Source organism: Rhodococcus phenolicus, from assembly GCF_001646785.1.
GTDB classification, from domain to species: domain Bacteria; phylum Actinomycetota; class Actinomycetes; order Mycobacteriales; family Mycobacteriaceae; genus Rhodococcus; species Rhodococcus phenolicus.
Genome location: NZ_LRRH01000030.1, coordinates 94152 through 112604, shown reverse-complemented (window position 1 = coordinate 112604; position 18453 = coordinate 94152). Strand labels below are relative to the sequence as shown.

Genomic DNA, 18453 nt, shown 5'->3' with positions numbered 1-18453 from the left:
GTCACATCCCCACCCGTCACATTCCCACCCGTGTCCTGGCCGGCGGCGACGTCACGCCGGTGCCGCAGGAACCGGCGGCGGGTGACCTCCGCGATGGACGCGACGTCGTCGGAGCGGCCCTCGCCGGCCGCTTCCTTGATCGCGTAGTGCCGGTAGTCCGACTTGCGGGGCAGACCGTCCTCGAACACCACCAGGGAGGCGACGACGTCGGTGCCCTGCACGTGGCTGATGTCGACGCATTCGATGCGCAGCGGCGCCGAATCCAGGTCGAGCGCGTCCTGGATGCCCTGCAGCGCCGCGGACCGGGCGGTGAAATCGCCGGCGCGACGCAGTTTGTGCTGGGCGAGCGCTTCCTTCGCGTTGCGTTGCACGGTCTCCGCGAGGGCTTTCTTGTCGCCGCGTTGCGGCACCCGCAACCGGACCGGGCCGCCGCGCAGCCCGGCGAGCCAGCGGCTCATCTCCTGCGGGTTCGGCGGCAATGCCGGCACCAGCACCTCCCGCGGCACGGCACTGCCCGCCGGTTCGGCGCCGGCGGACGCGGTGAGTGCCGCTTCCTCGCCGTAGAACTGGGTGAGGAACTGTTCGACGAGCAGCGACTCCTCCGCGTGCTCCTCAGCACTCTCGGACCCGATCCCGTCGGGTGTGTCGCTTCGCCCGGCGGTGTCGATCCGGTCCGCTTCGTCGGGACGGTCGACGACGTCCCCGGACTTCTCGACGACCCACCCCCGCTGGCCGCGCACCCGGCCGCCACGGACGTGGAAGACCTGCACCGAGACCTCGAGGTCGTCGCCGGCGAACGCCACCAGGTCGGCGTCGGTGCCGTCACCGAGCACGACAGCCTGCTTCTCGAGGGCCTTGCGTAGCGCCCCGAGGTCGTCGCGGAGCCGCGCGGCGGTCTCGAAGTCCAGGTCGGCGGACGCGGCCTGCATCCGGGTCTCGACGTCGCGGACGAGTTTGTCGGTGCGGCCGGCGAGGAAGTCGCAGAAGTCCTCGACGATGCGCCGGTGTTCGGCGGCGTCGACCCGTCCGACGCACGGCGCCGAGCACTTGTCGATGTAACCGAGCAGGCAGGGCCGGCCGATCTGGCTGTGCCGTTTGAACACCCCGGCCGAGCAGGTGCGTGCGGGAAACACCCGCAGCAGCAGATCGAGGGTTTCCCGGATGGCCCACGCGTGCGAGTACGGACCGAAATAACGCACACCCTTGCGCCGCGGACCGCGGTAGACGAACAGCCGCGGGTACTCCTCGCCCAGCGTGACCGCCAGCATCGGGTACGTCTTGTCGTCGCGGTAGCGGACGTTGAAACGTGGATCGAACTCCTTGATCCAGTTGTATTCGAGCTGGAGCGCCTCGACCTCGGTGCGGACCACCGTCCATTCGACGCTGCCGGCGGTGGTGACCATCTGCCGGGTCCGCGGATGCAGGGACGCCACATCCGCGAAATACGAATTCAGCCGCGACCGCAGACTTTTCGCCTTACCGACGTAGACGACTCGGCCGTGCGGGTCGCGGAACTTGTAGACGCCCGGCTCGGTCGGGATGGATCCGGGAGCGGGGCGGTAGGTCGAGGGGTCGGGCACGGGTCCAGGCTAGTCGGCGTCGCCGACAGCCCGCCCGTAGCGCGCTTCGAGCCGGCGGAACCGGTCGGTGGCGTCGACGGCGTGCTGCCCGTCGCGCGGTTGCAGCGCCACGACCGGCATGTACTCGTCGTGCGGCAGTTCCAGACGCGCCCATGGCTTCCCCTCGGGGAAGGTCAGTCCGCGCACCTCGTCCCAGGAGAACGTCTTCTCACCGAAGACGTTGCGGACCGCGACGCCCGACGCACCTGCCCGCACCCGGGCCCGGGAGAACATCAGCGTGGCGCCGGCGAGGACGAACCCGATCACGACGACCGCGAACTGGTCGGCCGGACGCAGGTTCACGCCGGTGTCGCCGCCGCCGCGCAGTACCAGCGCGGCAGCGACGAACACGACCAGCACGACACCGGCGGCGGAGATCAGCCACGTGCGCATCTTCTTGCTGTGAACGTCGAGTTCCCAGTCTGCGTCGGTCGCAGCAGTCACCGCTCGGCTCCCCGCAGACGCCGCAGGGTGACGGCGGTGTCGAGCGCCGCCGCACACGCCTGCCCACCCTTGTCCTCCACCGAGCCGGGCAGCCCGGACCGGTCCAGGGCCTGCTGCTCGGTGTCGGTGGTGAGCACACCGTTGCCGACCGGCGTGCCCTCGTCGAGCGCGACGCGGGTGAGGCCGTAGGTGACGGCGTCGCACACGTACTCGAAGTGCGGGGTGCCGCCGCGGATGACGACGCCCAGCGCGACGACCGCGTCGTGGGTCCGGGCCAGCTGCTGCGCGACGACCGGCAGCTCGATGGCACCGGCGACCCGTTCGAGGGTGACATCGGTGATGCCCGCCTCGCCGGCGACGCGCTGCGCCCCGGCGATCAGGGCGTCGGAGATCTTCTCGTGCCAGCGGCCCGCGACGATCGCCAGGCGTAGTCCGCGCGCCTCGGCGAGCTGCAGGTCGGGCAGACCTTCACCGCTCATCAGGCGTCACCGGCCTCGAACTCGTCGAGCCCGATCAGGTCGTGACCCATCCGGTCGCGCTTGGTGCGCAGGTAGGTGAGGTTCTCGGCGTTGGCGCGCAGCGGCATCGCCACCCGCTCGGTGATCTGCAGACCGTAGCCGTCGAGACCCACCCGCTTGGCGGGGTTGTTGGTGAGCAGCCGCATCGAGGAGATGCCCAGGTCGACGAGGATCTGCGCGCCGATACCGTAGTCGCGGGCGTCGGCGGGCAGGCCGAGCTGCAGGTTCGCGTCGACGGTGTCCGAGCCGGAATCCTGCAGCTGGTAGGCCTGCAGCTTGTGCATCAGGCCGATACCGCGGCCCTCGTGCCCGCGCATGTACAGCACGACGCCGCGTCCTTCGGCCGCGATCATCTCGAGGGCCGCGTCGAGCTGCGGTCCGCAATCGCAGCGCAGCGAGCCGAACACGTCCCCGGTCAGGCATTCGGAGTGCACGCGCACCAGCACGTCCGCGCCGTCGTCGTCGGATCCGGCGATGTCGCCGCGGACCAGGGCGACGTGCTCGACCTCGTCGTAGATGCTCTGGTACCCGACGGCGGTGAAATCGCCGTGGCGGGTGGGGATCCGGGCCTCGGCGACACGCACGACGTGCTTCTCGTGCTTGCGGCGCCACGCGATGAGGTCCGCGATGGAGATCAGGGCGAGTTCGTGCTCGTCGGCGAAGACACGCAGTTCGTCGGTGCGGGCCATCTCGCCTTCGTCCTTCTGCGAGACGATCTCGCAGATGACGCCGGCGGGACGCAGATCGGCCATCCGGGCGAGGTCGACGGCGGCCTCGGTGTGCCCGGGGCGGCGCAGCACGCCGCCTTCCTTGGCGCGCAGCGGCACGACGTGGCCGGGACGGGTGAAATCGTCGGCGCGGGATTCCGGGTCGGCGAGCAGGCGCATCGTGGCGGCACGGTCCGCGGCCGAGATGCCGGTGCCGATGCCTTCCTTCGCGTCGACGGTGACCGTGTAGGCGGTGCCGTGCTTGTCCTGGTTGGTGGAGTACATCGGGGGCAGCCCGAGGCGATCGCAGTCGTCACCGTCGAGAGGCACGCACAGGTAGCCCGACGTGTACCGCACCATGAACGCGACCAGTTCGGGAGTGGCCTTCTCCGCCGCGAAGATGAGGTCGCCCTCGTTCTCCCGGTCCTCGTCGTCGACCACGACGACGGCCTTACCGGCGGCGATGTCTGCGACCGCACGCTCGATCGTGTCGAACCTCGTCACTTGCCTCGACTCCAAATCTCGATATTCCAACGAACAACTGCCTGTACTACCGCGGCGCGAAACTGCCGCATTCCACAGTACGACTCAGCGGCCCGCGTTCTGCAGGCGCTCCACGTACTTGGCGATCACGTCGACCTCGAGGTTGACGACGGTGCCGGGCTCGGCGATACCCAGCGTGGTCAGGGACAGAGTCGTGGGGATCAGCGAGATCTCGAACCACTCCTGCCCCGGCTCGCCGCCGAGGCCGGACACGGTCAGCGAAACACCGTCGACGGTGATCGAACCCTTCTCCACGACGTAACGGGACACGGTGTCGGGCAACGCGATCCGCACGACGGTCCAGTTCTCGGACGGGGCCCGGGAGATCACGGTGCCGGTTCCGTCGACATGTCCCTGCACGAGATGCCCGCCGAGGCGGCTGCCGAGCGCCGCGGCGCGCTCGAGATTGACACGGCTCCCGACGGCCAGATTCGCCAGGCTGGACCGGCTCAGCGTCTCCTGCATCACATCCGCGGTGAAGCTGTCCCCGTCGACGACGTCGACGACGGTCAGGCACACGCCGTTCACGGCGATCGACTCGCCGTGCGCCGCGTCCGAGGTCACCAGCGGCCCGCGCACGGTGAACCGTGCCGCATCCGTCAGATCCTCGCGCGTGACGATCTCACCCAGTTCCTCGACGATCCCGGTGAACACCTACCCGCTCCTTTGCTCCCGGTCGGGGACCAGGGTCATCAACACGTCGGCGCCGATCGTTTCGACGCGCTCCCGACGAAACCGTATCGCCTCGGCGATCGTGTGCACGCCGGCGTCCCTCACAGCGGACCATCCGTCGCCGAGAAACACCGGCGCGATGTACGCCTGGATGCGATCGACGCGGCGCGCGGCGAGGAACGCGCCGGCCAGTTGCGGCCCCCCTTCGAGCAGGACGTCGGGGTGATCGGTCAACGCGTCGAGTACCTCGTCGACGTCGTGGGTGCGCAGAACCAGGGTCGGTGCGGCGTCGTCGAGCACCCGCGACCGGGTCGGCAGGTCCCGGGTCCCCACGACCACCCGCAACGGCTGGTGCGGCGCCAGGGAACCGTCGGGCAGCCGGGCGGTGAGCCACGGATCGTCGGTGAGGACCGTGCCGGTCCCGACGACGATCGCGTCGAGCCTGGCGCGTTCGGCGTGTACGAGGGCCCGGGATTCCGGCCCGGAAATCCACTGGCTGGTGCCGTCGGCGGCGGCGATGCGCCCATCCAGCGACGCCGCGTACTTCCACGTCACGTGGGGGCGCCCGGTGCGGGTGCGGTGCAGCCACGCCCGCAGCGGACCGGCGGCGACCACGTCGGCGCCGAGTCCCTCGTGCACCGTGATCCCGGCGGCGCGAAGCGTCGCGGCGCCACCGGCGGCGGACGGGTTCGGGTCGGGTATCGCGTAGTAGACGGTGGCGACGCCCGCCTCGATCAGTGCGCGGGTGCAGGGACCGGTACGACCGGTGTGGTTGCACGGCTCCAGGGTCACCACGGCGGTGCCGCCGCGTGCCCGCTCCCCCGCCGCGCGCAGCGCCATCACCTCGGCGTGCGGTCCGCCCGGCGGCTGGGTGGCGCCGACACCGGCGACCCGGCCCGCGGCGTCGAGGACGACGGCACCGACCGGTGGGTTCGGGCTGGTGCGTCCCCGCACGTCCTCCGACGCATCGACGGCACGCTGCAGCGCCTCGGCGAGCGCCGGATCGGTCACGGGGCCAGGGTCAGGTGGGTGGAGGCGGCACCGGCCTGGGCGCGGAGCTTGCGAACGGCCTCCCCCGGGTCTGCGGCTCCGTACACCGCCGAGCCGGCGACGAAGCAGTCCACCCCGGCCTCGGCGGCGGCCTCGATGGTGTCGGCGTTGATGCCGCCGTCGATCTCCACGAGCAGGGTCAGCTCGCCGGAATCGACGAGGCGGCGCACGGCCCGGGCCTTGCCGAGCACGTCCGGGATGAACGACTGGCCGCCGAAGCCGGGTTCGACGCTCATCACCAGCAGCGTGTCGAATTCCTTCAGGATCTCGAGGTACGGCTCGATCGGGGTGCCGGGCTTGACGGACAGCCCGGCCTTCGCGCCCGCTGCGCGGATGTCGCGGGCGACCGCGACCGGGTCGTCGGTGGCTTCGGCGTGGAAGGTGACGTTGTGGGCGCCTGCCTCCGCGTAGGGCGGCGCCCATCGGCCCGGATCCTCGATCATCAGGTGACAATCCAGCGGAATTCCGGTCGCGCCGAGCAGCGACTGCACGACGGGCAGCCCGAGAGTCAGGTTCGGAACGAAGTGCGCGTCCATGACGTCGACGTGGAGCCAGTCGGCACCGGCGACGGCGGCGGCCTCGTCGGCGAGGCGTGCAAAATCCGCGGACAGGATGGAAGGGGCGATCATCGGGTGGGCCACGTCGGCCTAGTCTAGTCGGCCCTTCTCCTCCCGCCGGGCGGCCGGTACGCTCCCGCGCGATACCGCCGGTACCCGCTCCCGCAGCGCCGCCGGCGCGGCCAACCGCCACGCCTCGACCAGCAGCTCCCGGAGTTCGCGGGGATCGACCCGGTCGAGGTCGACGAGGATCGCTCCGTACCCGTCGTAGTGCTCGGTCGTGAAGTAGGCGGGATCGCCGGACGCGAGCAGCGCCTTCTTCTCGGAGATCTCGCACAACACCATCAGTCCGCCCTCTGATTCGGGCCGCAGCCGCGCGAATCCTCGGTCGCGGACCTTCAGGGCAGGGGTCCGGTACCACGTCGATTCGGTGACCTCGGGCAGGTCCGCGACCGCCACCACCTCCGACCAACTCGTCATGCGTCCAGTGTGCGCCGCGCCCACTCCGCTCGGGTGCGACTCCTCCGGTTCCGCGCGCCGCGTGGGTGATTCCGGAAAACGTGGATGCCGCCCGCCCGGTCTCGGGGACAGTGGAACCGGAAGCCCCGGGGTCCGCGACGGCAAGGGAGGCCGCGCCATGTCACCTGACGTCACATCACCGAAACGGTGGGTCCGGTCGATCGACGAGGTGGGCCCGCCCGACGCCCCGACGGTCGGCGGAAAATCCGCGAATCTCGGCGAGCTGACACGTGCCGGGTTTCCGGTTCCGGCGGCGTTCGCCCTGACGACCGACGCCTACCTGGACACGATGGCGGCGAACGGGCTGCGGGAGCGGCTGCTCCGGGAGTCGGCGCCGGGTGAGGACGTCCCCGAACAGCAGTTGCTGCGCGAGTCCGAGGAGCTCGCGGCGCTGGTGACCGGCGCGACCGTCCCGGACGACCTGTGCGCGGCCCTCGTCGCCGCCTACACCCGGCTCGGTTCGGATGTGCCTGTGGCGGTGCGGTCGTCCGCGCCCGCCGAGGACGCCGCCGACACGTCCTTCGCGGGCATCCACGAGTCGTACACGAACGTGATCGGTTCGGACGCGGTGGTGCGGGCGGTGCAGGCCTGCTGGGCGTCGCTGTGGTCCGCCCGCGCCCGCACCTATCGGGGGTTGCGCGGGGTGGGCGAGGAACCGTCGATCGCGGTGGTCGTGCAGACAATGGTCCGGTCGGACGCGTCCGGGGTGGCGTTCACCGCGGACCCACGTACCGGCGACCGCGACCGCATCGTCGTCGAGGCGGCGCTCGGTCTTGGCGAGGTCGTCGTGGGCGGTCAGGTCGAACCCGACACCTATGTCGTCGCGAAGGACGGCATGCGGGTTCTCGACGTACATCGCGGGCATCAGGAGTTCCGGATCTCCTCGACGACGACCGGTGAGGACCGGGTGGCGGTGGATCCACAGGCCGGCGCGCGGGTGCTCGACGACGATGCGCTCGGCCGGGTGGCGCGCCTGGCCGTCGACGTGGAGGCACATTACGGATGTCCGCAGGACCTCGAGTTCGCGATCGCCGACGGCGAGTTGTGGATCGTCCAGACCCGGCCGATCACCACCCTGGGCACCCCGGCGGCACCGTCGTCCCCGGTGGGCACGAACGGTGCGGACACGCCGGTGCTGACCGGGCTCGGAGCGGGTCCGGGTGTCGCGACCGGCAAAGCACGGGTGCTGCACGATCCGGGCGACGGCGCCAAGCTCGCCGCGGGCGAGATCCTGGTGGCGCCGATGACCCGCCCGGACTGGCTGCCGATTCTGCGGCGCGCCGGGGGCATCGTCACCGACGGTGGCGGTATCACGTGTCACGCTGCGATCGTCGGTCGTGAACTGGGGAAACCGGTCGTGGTGGGGGCGCGGACGGCGACGACCTCGCTACGGGACGGACAGGTCGTGACCGTCGACGGCGACAGCGGGTCGGTCTTCGAGGGTGCCGCACACCCGTCCACATCCGACGCCCCGACAGCGGCGGCCACCGCGGCCCCGGTCGCGGCGGCCCCGGTGACCGCGACCGCCGTGTACGTCAACCTCGCGACGCCGGACGCCGCGGCTGCCGTCGCCGCCACCGACGTCGACGGGGTGGGGCTGCTCCGCGCCGAGTTCATGATCACGGACGCGCTCGCCGGGGAGCACCCGGTGCACATGATCGCGCAGGGCAGGCGCGACGAGTACGTGACGAGGATGGCCGAGGGGGTCGCGACCATCGCGGCGGCGTTCGCGCCCCGGCCGGTGGTGTACCGGGCGATCGACCTGCGCAGCAACGAGTTCGCCGATCTCGTCGGCGGCGAGGTCGAGCCGCACGAGGAGAACCCGATGATCGGATTCCGCGGCTGTTTCCGCTACATCCGTGACCCGGAACTGTTCTCCCTGGATCTGGATGTGCTGCACCGGGTGCGGGCGCAGCATCACAACGTGCACCTGATGATCCCGTTCGTGCGCACCCGGTGGGAGCTGCGCGAGTGCCTGGCCCAGCTGGACGCGCATCCGCTCGGTGCGGACCGCTCGATGCTGCGCTGGATCATGGCCGAGGTGCCGTCGGTGGTGTACTGGCTGCCCGAGTACGCGCGGCTCGGCATCGACGGGGTGTCGATCGGCAGCAACGACCTGACGCAGTTGATGCTCGGCGTGGACCGTGATTCGGAGGTGTGCCGGGACGTGTTCGACACGATGGATCCGGCGGTGCTCGACGCGATCGATTCGATCATCGAACGTGCGGGGGCGGCGGGTTTGACCACCTCGCTGTGCGGCCAGGCGGTGTCGACGAACACCGGACTCGCCGAGCACCTGGTGCGGCGCGGCATCACCTCGGTGTCGGTGACACCCGATGCGGCTTCGGTGACGCGTCGTACCGTCGCGCGAGCCGAGCAGCGGATTCTGCTCGACCGCGCCCGCTCGGAGTCCTGAGCGGCCGGTTCACAGCGCCCGTTCGCGCGCGAGCTCCTCGAGGGAACACAGTGCGTCGAACGCCGCGAGGAGTGTCTGCCGCTGAGCGTCGGGCAGGTTACGGATGTGCCCGCCGATTCGCTCCACTCCGCCTTCGCGCCGGGCCACGACGTAGCGCAGTCCCTTGTCCGTCAGCTCGATGAGGGTGGCGCGGGCGTCGGCCGGATCGTGACGCCGCGTGACCATCCCGCCCTTCTGGAGGGACGTGACGATCGAGGTCATCGACGGCTGGGTGATCCCCTGCGCCGCCGCGAGGGTGGTGATGCGCAGCGGGCCGCGGCGCCGCAGTGTCGCGAGGGTGGCCGAGGCCGTCAGGCTCAGGTCGCGCGGGAGCTGACGCAGGAAGTCGGACATCAGGGAGTACAGCACGTCCGCGGTCGCCTCCACGCCGTCGCCGCCCGCTCCGTGCCGCTCCGGGGGGTCGGCGGGGACGTCGGGGCGAACGGGCATATCGGTCATGGTGCCAGTGTAGGCGACCCCCGACCATTGCATAGGGCTTCTATATAGAGTATCTATGTATTTGTGTCTTCCACTTCCTTCGCAAGCTCCTTCCGCCAGCCCCGGGCTGTGTGGGCGGTCGCGTTCGCGTGCGTGATCTCCTTCATGGGCATCGGCCTGGTCGATCCGATCCTGCCCGCCCTGTCCAGCGAGCTGGACGCGACACCGTCACAGGTCACGCTGCTTTTCACGAGCTATCTCGTCGTCACCGCGATCGCCATGCTGTTCACCGGCTGGGTGTCCGGCCGAATCGGCGCCAAGCGCACGCTGATCGTCGGGCTCGTCCTGATCGTCGTGTTCGCCGCCGCGGCCGGCGCGAGCGGCTCGATCGATCAGATCGTCGGATTCCGAGCCGGCTGGGGCCTGGGCAACGCGTTGTTCATCGCGACCTCGCTGGCGGTCATCGTGGGCGCGGCGAGCGGCGGCTTCTCCGGCGCGATCGTGCTCTACGAGGCGGCACTCGGCATCGGCATCGCCACCGGCCCGCTGCTCGGCGGGCTGCTCGGCGACATCAGCTGGCGCGGGCCGTTCTTCGGTGTGGCCGTTCTCATGCTCGTCGCGCTGGTCGCCACCGCGGTGCTGGTGGAACCGACCCCGGTCCCGAAGGACAAACCGTCGATCCTCGAACCGATCCTCGCGCTGAAGCACCGAAGCCTCGCCACCACGAGCGTCACCGGCCTGCTCTACAACTGGGCGTTCTTCACGATCCTCGGCTACGCACCGTTCCTGATGCACCTGTCGGCCATGCAGCTCGGGTTCGTGTTCTTCGGATGGGGTCTGCTCGTCGCGCTGTTCGCGGTGTTCGGCGCCCCGCTGCTCAAGTCGCGGTTCGGCACGCCCCGCACGCTCTACGGCGCGCTGCTCGGCATGGCGGCGGTGTCCCTGGTGATCGGGATCTGGGCGGAGAGCCGCTGGGTGGTGGTCGGCGCCGTGATCTTCTCCGGCATCTTCGTGGGCCTGAACAACACGCTGGTGACGACCGCGGTGATGAGCATCGCGCCGGTGCCGCGGCCGGTCGCGTCCGCCACCTACGGTTTCGTCCGGTTCATCGGCGGCGGCCTGGCCCCATTCGCGGCGGGCAAGCTCGTCGAGCATTTCGACGTCCATGTTCCGTTCGTGCTGGGCGCGGTCGTGGTGCTGGTCGGCGCGATCGTGCTGAGCACGGTCCGGCCGGCGCTCGATGCCGCCGACCGCGAGGAACAGCAACCGGACTCGTCGGAGCGGCGTGCCGCGGAGGACGCCGTGCGCACGGTGCCGACCCTCGAGGAGGAAGCCGTCCTCGCCGAGACCGCGCTCGCCGACGATCAGCGGTTCGGCGCCCGGCACGCCTGACCGGGCCGATGTGCCACCGAGCCCGCCCGCACGGCCTTCACCGTGCGGGCGGGCTCGTCGTTCTCCTCCCGCCGTCCGCGGCCGGAACCCCGGCACCTGTGTAGAGTCGCGGTCGTGGAAATCGAGGTCGACAGAATCTAGCCACCGGACTGCCGGTGGCTTCCTCCGCGTGGGCGCAGGTCCACGCCGACGAATGCTCGCGTCCCGACGCAGCAGCGCGTGTCCGCCCGACCCGGGCGTCGACGGCTCTGCGCGACCCCTACCGGCACGTTCGCACCGCACCGACCCCGGACCCCGCCGTTCCCCTGCGGAAAGCCGCGCCGTCGATCCACGATCGACCTGTCGCCGCAGCGGTTTCGGTCCCCGCGGTCGGTCGCCTCCCGGCCACCGCCGTCGTCGAGTGGCCGATCCCTGCGACGTCCGTCCTCGTCGACGGAAGAATCGAGTGCACCACCGATGACCGCCAACCCCACCGTCACCCTCCGCGATCTGACCTTCGAATGGCCCGACGGCACCGTCGCCCTCTCGCACCTCGACGGCACCTTCGGCGCCGGACGCACCGGCCTGATCGGCCGCAACGGCGCAGGAAAGTCGACCCTGCTGCGCCTGATCGCCGGCATTCTCGAGCCGACCTCCGGCCGGATCGACACCGCGGGCGCGGTCGGGTACCTGCCGCAGACCCTCACACTGCGGCACGAGACGACCGTTGCCGAACTCCTCGGGATCGACGAGATCCTCGCGGCGATGAGGGCCATCGAATCCGGTGACGCCGACGAACGCCACTTCGACACCGTCGGCGACGACTGGGACATCGAAGCCCGCGCCGACGAGGCCCTGCACCGGATCGGCTTCGGTGCCGCGGATCTCGACCGGAGCGTGGCCGAGGTGTCCGGCGGCGAGGCCATGCTCATCGCCCTCACCGGTCTGTACATCCGGCGCACCCCCGTCACGCTGCTCGACGAACCGACCAACAACCTCGATCGACGCACCCGCGCCGCGCTCGCCGACTTCGTCGACCGCTGGCCGGGGACTCTCGTCGTGGTCAGCCACGACCTGGAACTGCTCGAACACATGGACAACACCACCGAACTCCACGCCGGCACCCTCGACACGTTCGGCGGTCCGTACAGCGCCTGGAAGGAACACCGGGAACAGGAGCAGGCCGCCGCGGTTCAGGCCGCCCGTGCCGCCCAGCAGGCACTGACCGTCGAGAAGAGGCAACGCGTCGAGGCCGAGACGAAACTGGCGCGCCGGGAACGGACCGCGAAGAAGACCCAGAAGGACGGTGGTATCCCGAAGATCCTGGCGGGCAACCGCGCGAGCAGAGCCCAGAATTCCGCAGGCTCGATGCGCTCGACACTCGACGACAAGGTGCGGGCCGCCCAGGCCGCGGTCGACACCGCGGACGCCCGGGTGCGCGAGGAGGAACACATCCACCTCGTCCTGCCCGATCCCGGCGTGCCGCGCGGACGACGCCTCGCCGAACTCCACGACCGCGACCACACCGTCGTCGTCCAGGGACCGGAGCGGGTCGCGCTCGTCGGCGCGAACGGCGCCGGCAAGTCCACTCTGCTCGAGCAGCTCGTCCACGGGACCGCACCGGTTCCCGGTCGTCCATACGGCCGCCTCCTGACCGAGTTCGTCGGGTATCTCCCGCAACGTCTCGACGGGCTGGACGACGCGGCGAGCGCGATCGAGAACGTGCAGGCCGTCGCCCCGGCCACCGGCACGGGCACGATCCGCAACCAGCTCGCGCGGCTGCTCCTGCGCGGCGACAGCGTGGATCGTCCGGTCCGCACGCTCTCCGGCGGCGAGCGGTTCCGCGTCTCGCTCGCGCGCCTGCTGCTCGCCGAGCCGCCGGTTCAGCTGCTCGTGCTGGACGAGCCCACCAACAACCTCGACATCGCCAGTGTCGAGCAGCTCGCCGAGGCGCTCGATGCCTATCGCGGAGCACTGTTGATCGTCAGCCACGACTTCGGGTTCCTCGAGCGCATCGGAATCGACACGGTCGTCGAAATCGACGACGACGGGCACTTACAGCGACGCCGCAGGCTGACCGACTGACCCGGTCGGGTGCCGGTGAGCATCGAACGGGCACATACCGGGTACCCCCCGGTATGTCCCGTACGCCCGATGAAGCCCACCCGATGCCCAAGTCCCCCGAGCCCGCCCCGTCCACCGCGCCGAAGCCGTCCGCGTTCGTGTTCGCGCCGTCCCCGCTGCTGACCGTCACCGTCGAATGCGCCCCGGACGGCAGCGACGAACTGCACGTCCATGCCGGCGGGCAGGGATTCTGGATCGCCAGGATGGCCGCGACCCTCGCCGCGGACGTGGTGCTGTGCGGGGTCTTCGGTGGAGAGACCGGCCGTATCCTGCGCCATCTGCTCGAGTACGAGGGCATCGAGGTCCGGGGGATCGAAACGACCGGCGCCAACGGTGGTTACGTGCACGACCGGCGCGGGGGCGAGCGTGTCGCTCTGGCCCGGGTCGATCCGACGGTGCTCACGCGGCACGAGGTGGACGACCTGTTCGCGTTGTCGCTCGAGTCCGGTCTGCGCTCGGATGTGGCGGTCCTCGGTGGACCGCACAGCGGCACGACCGTGCCGGCCGAGGTCTACGGCCGTCTCGCGTGCGACCTGGGCGCGATGGGGGTTCCCGTCGTCGCGGATCTGTCCGGGCCCGAGCTCACCGCTGCACTCACCGGAAACCCGGCCGTACTCAAGGTCGCTCACGACGATCTGATCGAGGACGGCCGGGCGGAATCCGACGACGTGGATGTCCTGATCGAGGCTATGCACGCGCTGATCGACGAGGGCGCGCGGAACGTCGTGCTGTCCCGGGCGGGGGATCCGGCGCTGGCACTGCTGGACGGCGAGCTCTGGGAGGTGATCTCCCCGCCGCTGAAGATCGTCGATCACCGGGGCGCGGGCGACTCGATGACCGCCGGGATCGCAACCGCCGTCGCCCGCGGCGAGAGCCTGGTCGACGCGGTGCGGCTCGGGGCCGCCGCCGGCGCGATGAACATCACCCGGCGGGGTCTCGCCACCGGCAGGCGCGAGCTGGCCGCACGCCTCGCGGACGTGGTCGAGGTCCGCCCCTATCGGAAGGGAGCGGGTTCGTGAGAGCGCTGGTGACCAACGACGACGGCATCGACAGCCGCGGCCTCGGCGTGCTGGCCCGCATCGCCGTCGAGGCCGGACTCGACGTGATCGTGGCCGCCCCGCACACCGAACGCAGCGGGGCGAGTGCCTCGATGACGGCGCTGGCGGCAAACGGACGACTCGCGGTCGCCGACCGGCAGTGGCCCGACCTGCCGGGAGTTCCGATCCGGGCGGTGGAGGCGTCACCCGCCCTCATCGGTTTCGTCGCCGCGCACGGGGCATTCGGACCACCCCCGGACGTGGTGCTGTCCGGAATCAACCACGGCCCCAACACCGGTCACGCGATTCTGCATTCCGGGACGGTCGGCGCGGCGCTGACCGCGGCGACGCACGGGGCACTCGCGCTCGCGGTGTCACTGGCCTCCGCGGATCCTCGGCACTGGGACACCGCCGCGTCCGTCGCGGGCCGGGCATTGCGATGGCTGCTCGAGTCCGGCACGCGGGGCGCGGTACTCAACATCAACGTTCCCGATGTCCCGCCGGCCGAGCTGCGCGGCCTGCGGGCCGCTCCGCTGGCCGCCTTCGGCGCGGTGCAGGCCGACATCGGCGAGATCGGCGCGGACTTCGTCACCGTGACATTCCGGGAGATCCGTCCGGACGAGGCGGACGAGACCGACGCGGGCCTGGTCGCACAGGGCTGGGCGACGGCAACCGCGTTGCGCGCGCCCGTGGAGGCCGGCGACATCGACCTGCGACCGCTCACCTGGTCGCCGGCGGGCGATGGCCCGGATCAGCGGGACCGCGCGAGTTCGTCGAACCGGTCGATGTCCTCACGACGGCACACGTGACTGCCGGCCGTCAGCAGCGCCGCAGATCCGCAGGCGATGCCGAGCGCGAGCGCGTCGCGCAGCGACCGATCCTGCAGCAGACCCACCACCAGGCCCGCGACCATGCTGTCGCCCGCGCCGACGGCGCTGCGCACAGGCACCTCGAGCGCCGGCACCTCCACCGCGTCGTCGGCGGACACCATGATCGCGCCCTGCGCGCCGAGCGAGACCACCACGATCTCGGCGATCCCGGCGTCGACGAGTTCGCGGGCCACGGCGATCCGGGACGCGGTGTCGGGCAGGTCCCGGCCCACCCATTCGCACAGTTCGTCCAGGCTCGGCTTGACGAGGAACACCCCCGATTCGATGCTGGTCAGCGCGTCCCCGGACGAGTCGAGCACGAAGCGGGCACCGACCTTGTGCGCGACGTCGGCGATGCGCCGCACGAACGTGCCGGGCACACCGGGCGGGAAGCTGCCGCTGGCCACCACGTAGCGGGCGTCCGCCGCGGCGGTCACCAACGCCTCGAGGCAGCGCTCCTGCTCGTCGGCGGTCAGCTCGGGACCCGGTGTGACGAAACGGTATTCACGGCCGGTGCTGCGGTCGATCGCGGTGAAGCACTCACGGGTGTCGTCGGCGATCTCCACGATGTGCTCGTCGACATCGTCGTCGTCGAGCAGTCCGCTCATCTGCCGGCCGCGGGCCCCTCCGGCCGGGTACACCGCCGCGGCGGACGCGCCGAGCACGCGGGCGACCTTCGCGACGTTCACCCCGCCCCCGCCTGCGTCGTAGAAGGGTTCGTCGCACCGCAGTTTCCGGGTCGGTACGACCTCGTCGGCGAACGTGGTGACGTCGAGCGCCGGATTCAGGGTCAGGGTGACGATGTCGGGCACGAACTTCCTCTCGTCTGGGATCGGGCGGCGGGAACCGGTCGGGTGAACGGCCCCCTCACGGGGTCAGCCGACGGGTTTGCGCAGCGCGGCCATGAACATCGCGTCGGTGCCGTGCCGGTGCGGCCACAACTGAACCCCGGGGCCGGCCCCGAGGCGCGGCACCCCCGGCACGAGCTCGCGGGTGTCGAGCTGTTCGACACCGTGCCGGCGCACCGCGTCGGCGACGATCGCGACCGTCTCGGACACGTGCGGGGAACAGGTCGCGTACAGCACGACGCCGCCGGGCCGCAGCAGTCCGACGGCCGACGCGAGCAGTTCCTTCTGCAAACGCACGAGTTCGGCGACGTCGCCGGGCCGCCGTCGCCAGCGGGCCTCGGGGCGACGACGCAGCGCACCGAGACCGGTGCACGGTGCATCGACAAGGATGCGGTCGTAGCCGCCGTCGAGACCGGGATCGCGACCGTCGGCGACGTGCACCGTGACCGGCAGATCCCGGGTGGTCTTGCGGACCAGGTCGGCCCGGTGCTCGACCGGTTCGACGGCGTCCACGGTAAAACCGTCGAGGTCGGCGAGGGCGCCGAGCAACGCCGCCTTGCCGCCGGGTCCGGCACACAGGTCGAGCCAGCGGCCGTGGTCGTCGCCGTCGAGCGGTGCGAGCGTGAGCGCACGCGCGACGAGCTGGCTGCCTTCGTCCTGCACCGCGGCCATGCCTTCGCGCACGGCGTCGAGCCGGCCGGGGTCGCCGTGTTCGAGGTGCACCGCGTACGGCGACCACGGCCCGATTTCTCCCCCGGTCGCGAGCGCGAGTTCTTCGGCGGTGATGACCCCCGGTCGCGCCACCAGGTGCACGATGGGCCGGGCGTCGTCGGCGGCGAGGACCTCCTCGAGTTCTCCGGCGTCGGCGCCGAGCGAGTTCGCGAAGGCCTGCGCGATCCACACCGGATGCGGGTACCGGAACGCCAGGTGACCCACCGGATCGCGTTCGGGATCCGGGGCGAGCGCCGCGACCCATTCCTCCTCGGTCCGCTCCGAGACGCGGCGCAACACCGCGTTGACGAAACCGGCCCTGCCGGAACCGAATTCGGACCTGACGAGGTCGACGCTGGTGGCGACGGCGGCGTGCGGGGCGATGCGGGTGCGCAGCAACTGGTAGGCACCCAGACGCAACGCGTCGAGCAGCGGACCGTCGATCTCGTCCACGGGACGGTCGGCGGCGGAGGCGATGACGGCGTCGAGCAGACCCTGCGCACGGGCGGCGCCGTAGGTCAGTTCGGTGGCCAGCGCCGCGTCACGGGTGTCCAGGTGACGCTCGCGGAGCAGGCCGGGCAGGACGAGGTTGGCGTAGGCGTCGCGTTCGCGTACCGCGCGCAGCACGTCGCGGGCGGCCACGCGGGCCGGGTCCACGATGGACTGCGAGGGCCGGCGAGCCTGGCGCGGTTTGTTGTTGCGGTCGCCGGGACCGCGGTGCGATCGACGGGCCGGCCTGCGGGATTCGGTCACTGTGCACGCACCTTCGGGTCGAGGCGGGCACCGCGTGCCCAGTCCGCGGCGATCATCGCCTTCTTGCCGGGCGGCTGCACCCGGTCGAGTTTCACCGCGGTGGTGGCCGTGCCGACGAAGACCCCACTCCTGCGGACGTCGATCTCCCCTGCTTCGAGGATCTCGTCGGTGACCGATACCGGACCGATCTTCACCCGCAGGTCACCGATCATGGTCCAGGCACCGGGCGCCGGGGTGACCGCACGGATGCGCCGGTCGACCACGTGCGCCGGATGTGTCCAGGTGACCCGGGCGGATTCGACGGTGACCTTCGGCGCGTAGGACACTCCGTCGGTGGTTTGCGGGACGGCGGTGAGCAGTCCGTCCTCGAGCCCGTCGAGCGTCGATTCGAGCAGTCCTGCTCCGGAGTCCGCGAGGCGGCCGAGCAGGTCCCCGGCGGTATCGGTGGGCCGGACGGTCTCGGTGACCACTCCGTAGACGGGGCCGGTGTCGAGACCCGCCTCGAGCCGGAAGGTGCTGGCGCCGGTGATCTCGTCACCGGCGGCGATCGAGGCCTGCACGGGCGCGGCGCCGCGCCACGCGGGGAGCAGCGAGAAGTGCAGGTTCACCCAGCCGTGCACGGGGATGTCGAGCACGGGCTGCGGTAGCAGAGCACCGTAGGCCACGACGGGACAGCAGTCCGGGGCGAGTTCGGTGAGCCGGGCCACGAACTCGGGGTCGCGCGGCGATTGCGGAGTGAGGACCTCGATGCCGTGCTCGTCGGCGACCTGCCCGACCGCGGATCGCACGACCTTGCGACCCCGGCCGGCGACGGTGTCGGGCCGGGTGACGACGGCGACGACCTCGTGCCGGGACGATTCGACGAGTCGGCGCAGCGACGGAACGGCGGGTTCGGGAGTGCCCGCGAACACCACCCGCATGTCAGAGCACCGCCGATGCAGGAGTGTGCGGTGCGATGCGGGAGGAAACAAGCGGGTGTGTCACGAAGACTGCTCCAAGACTCGGCGGCGATAACTCCCCCCAGTCTAGGGAGTCCGGCGGGCCCGCTCCCACCGCGCACGCACGAACCCGGCCGGGCGCGTCGCGGTTTCTTCGAGCGAATTTTCGCAAATATGGTGATTCTCACCACATGCAGTATTACATTCTCCTCATGCCGCAATCCCATTCTACTTTTTCCAGGGCTTTCATGCCCGAACGGACGACTCGGGGACCCCGCAC

At 70.9% G+C, this 18453-nt stretch carries 17 protein-coding genes; 5 read left to right on the top strand and 12 right to left on the bottom strand.

What is annotated here, in order from left to right; genetic code table 11:
• The 8 genes from uvrC to A8G15_RS09440 form a co-directional block, all read right to left on the bottom strand.
• Positions 1-1580: excinuclease ABC subunit UvrC (gene uvrC, locus A8G15_RS09475; protein WP_068158409.1), on the bottom strand; the 1580-nt coding region annotated here is incomplete at its 3' end.
• A 9-nt stretch (positions 1581-1589) separates the two neighbouring features.
• Positions 1590-2063: a PH domain-containing protein gene (locus A8G15_RS09470; RefSeq protein ID WP_082899777.1), complete on the bottom strand. Its 474-nt coding sequence runs from the start codon at positions 2061-2063 to the stop codon at positions 1590-1592.
• Positions 2060-2542: a 6,7-dimethyl-8-ribityllumazine synthase gene (ribH, locus tag A8G15_RS09465; protein ID WP_068158406.1), complete on the bottom strand. Its 483-nt coding sequence runs from the start codon at positions 2540-2542 to the stop codon at positions 2060-2062. The genes A8G15_RS09470 and ribH overlap by 4 nt, the downstream gene beginning before the upstream one ends.
• Positions 2542-3792, bottom strand: coding sequence for a bifunctional 3,4-dihydroxy-2-butanone-4-phosphate synthase/GTP cyclohydrolase II (locus A8G15_RS09460; protein ID WP_068158402.1), 1251 nt, complete (start codon positions 3790-3792; stop codon positions 2542-2544). The genes ribH and A8G15_RS09460 overlap by 1 nt, the downstream gene beginning before the upstream one ends.
• Before the next feature lie 84 nt (positions 3793-3876).
• Positions 3877-4485 (bottom strand): riboflavin synthase, encoded by a 609-nt coding sequence (locus tag A8G15_RS09455; RefSeq protein WP_068158401.1) that lies wholly within the window; start codon positions 4483-4485, stop codon positions 3877-3879.
• A complete protein-coding gene (ribD, locus tag A8G15_RS09450) occupies positions 4486-5514 on the bottom strand; it encodes a bifunctional diaminohydroxyphosphoribosylaminopyrimidine deaminase/5-amino-6-(5-phosphoribosylamino)uracil reductase RibD (protein ID WP_068158399.1) in 1029 nt (342 codons plus the stop codon).
• Positions 5511-6194, bottom strand: coding sequence for a ribulose-phosphate 3-epimerase (gene rpe, locus A8G15_RS09445; RefSeq protein ID WP_068158397.1), 684 nt, complete (start codon positions 6192-6194; stop codon positions 5511-5513). Before rpe ends, ribD begins: the two co-directional genes overlap by 4 nt.
• A gap of 6 nt (positions 6195-6200) precedes the next feature.
• Complete coding sequence (locus A8G15_RS09440; protein ID WP_082899776.1) at positions 6201-6590, bottom strand: MmcQ/YjbR family DNA-binding protein; 390 nt, start codon at positions 6588-6590, stop codon at positions 6201-6203.
• Between the two features lie 157 nt (positions 6591-6747).
• Here A8G15_RS09440 and ppsA point away from each other — a divergent pair, with 157 nt between their 5' ends.
• Positions 6748-9045: a phosphoenolpyruvate synthase gene (gene ppsA, locus A8G15_RS09435; protein WP_068158394.1), complete on the top strand. Its 2298-nt coding sequence runs from the start codon at positions 6748-6750 to the stop codon at positions 9043-9045.
• 9 nt (positions 9046-9054) lie between these two features.
• Here ppsA and A8G15_RS09430 read toward each other — a convergent pair whose 3' ends face one another.
• A complete protein-coding gene (locus A8G15_RS09430; protein WP_245687772.1) occupies positions 9055-9543 on the bottom strand; it encodes a MarR family winged helix-turn-helix transcriptional regulator in 489 nt (162 codons plus the stop codon).
• A 63-nt stretch (positions 9544-9606) separates the two neighbouring features.
• Here A8G15_RS09430 and A8G15_RS09425 point away from each other — a divergent pair, with 63 nt between their 5' ends.
• The 4 genes from A8G15_RS09425 (at position 9607) to surE (ending at position 14863) form a co-directional block, all read left to right on the top strand.
• The gene (locus A8G15_RS09425) at positions 9607-10914 is read left to right on the top strand and encodes an MFS transporter (RefSeq protein ID WP_068158391.1); all 1308 of its coding nucleotides are present in this window, start codon (positions 9607-9609) and stop codon (positions 10912-10914) included.
• Positions 10915-11370: 456 nt separating this feature from the next.
• Positions 11371-12978 carry an ABC-F family ATP-binding cassette domain-containing protein gene (locus A8G15_RS09420; protein ID WP_068158390.1) on the top strand — a complete coding sequence of 536 codons (1608 nt, stop codon included), beginning with the start codon at positions 11371-11373 and terminating at the stop codon, positions 12976-12978.
• A gap of 83 nt (positions 12979-13061) precedes the next feature.
• Positions 13062-14036 carry a 1-phosphofructokinase family hexose kinase gene (locus A8G15_RS09415; protein ID WP_068158444.1) on the top strand — a complete coding sequence of 325 codons (975 nt, stop codon included), beginning with the start codon at positions 13062-13064 and terminating at the stop codon, positions 14034-14036.
• Positions 14033-14863, top strand: a complete 831-nt coding sequence (gene surE / locus A8G15_RS09410; RefSeq protein ID WP_082899774.1) for a 5'/3'-nucleotidase SurE — start codon at positions 14033-14035, stop codon at positions 14861-14863. The genes A8G15_RS09415 and surE overlap by 4 nt, the downstream gene beginning before the upstream one ends.
• Here surE and A8G15_RS09405 read toward each other — a convergent pair.
• The 3 genes from A8G15_RS09405 to fmt all read right to left on the bottom strand — a co-directional run bounded on the left by A8G15_RS09405 (position 14806) and on the right by fmt (position 18155).
• Positions 14806-15735, bottom strand: coding sequence for a 1-phosphofructokinase family hexose kinase (locus tag A8G15_RS09405; protein WP_068158384.1), 930 nt, complete (start codon positions 15733-15735; stop codon positions 14806-14808). The genes surE and A8G15_RS09405 overlap by 58 nt on opposite strands.
• A gap of 63 nt (positions 15736-15798) precedes the next feature.
• Complete coding sequence (locus A8G15_RS09400; RefSeq protein WP_068158381.1) at positions 15799-17235, bottom strand: RsmB/NOP family class I SAM-dependent RNA methyltransferase; 1437 nt, start codon at positions 17233-17235, stop codon at positions 15799-15801.
• Positions 17232-18155, bottom strand: a complete 924-nt coding sequence (gene fmt, locus A8G15_RS09395; RefSeq protein ID WP_068158378.1) for a methionyl-tRNA formyltransferase — start codon at positions 18153-18155, stop codon at positions 17232-17234. The genes A8G15_RS09400 and fmt overlap by 4 nt, the downstream gene beginning before the upstream one ends.
• Between the last annotated feature and the right edge of the window lie 298 nt (positions 18156-18453).

Excerpts from the sequence above, each read along its gene's own strand:
- ribH (WP_068158406.1), bottom strand. The coding sequence starts at position 2,542 with ATGAGCGGTGAAGGTCTGCCCGACCTGCAGCTCGCCGAGGCGCGCGGA.
- A8G15_RS09440 (WP_082899776.1), bottom strand. The coding sequence starts at position 6,590 with ATGACGAGTTGGTCGGAGGTGGTGGCGGTCGCGGACCTGCCCGAGGTC.
- ppsA (WP_068158394.1), top strand. The coding sequence starts at position 6,748 with ATGTCACCTGACGTCACATCACCGAAACGGTGGGTCCGGTCGATCGAC.
- A8G15_RS09430 (WP_245687772.1), bottom strand. The coding sequence starts at position 9,543 with ATGACCGATATGCCCGTTCGCCCCGACGTCCCCGCCGACCCCCCGGAG.
- A8G15_RS09420 (WP_068158390.1), top strand. The coding sequence starts at position 11,371 with ATGACCGCCAACCCCACCGTCACCCTCCGCGATCTGACCTTCGAATGG.
- A8G15_RS09415 (WP_068158444.1), top strand. The coding sequence starts at position 13,062 with ATGCCCAAGTCCCCCGAGCCCGCCCCGTCCACCGCGCCGAAGCCGTCC.
- fmt (WP_068158378.1), bottom strand. The coding sequence starts at position 18,155 with ATGCGGGTGGTGTTCGCGGGCACTCCCGAACCCGCCGTTCCGTCGCTG.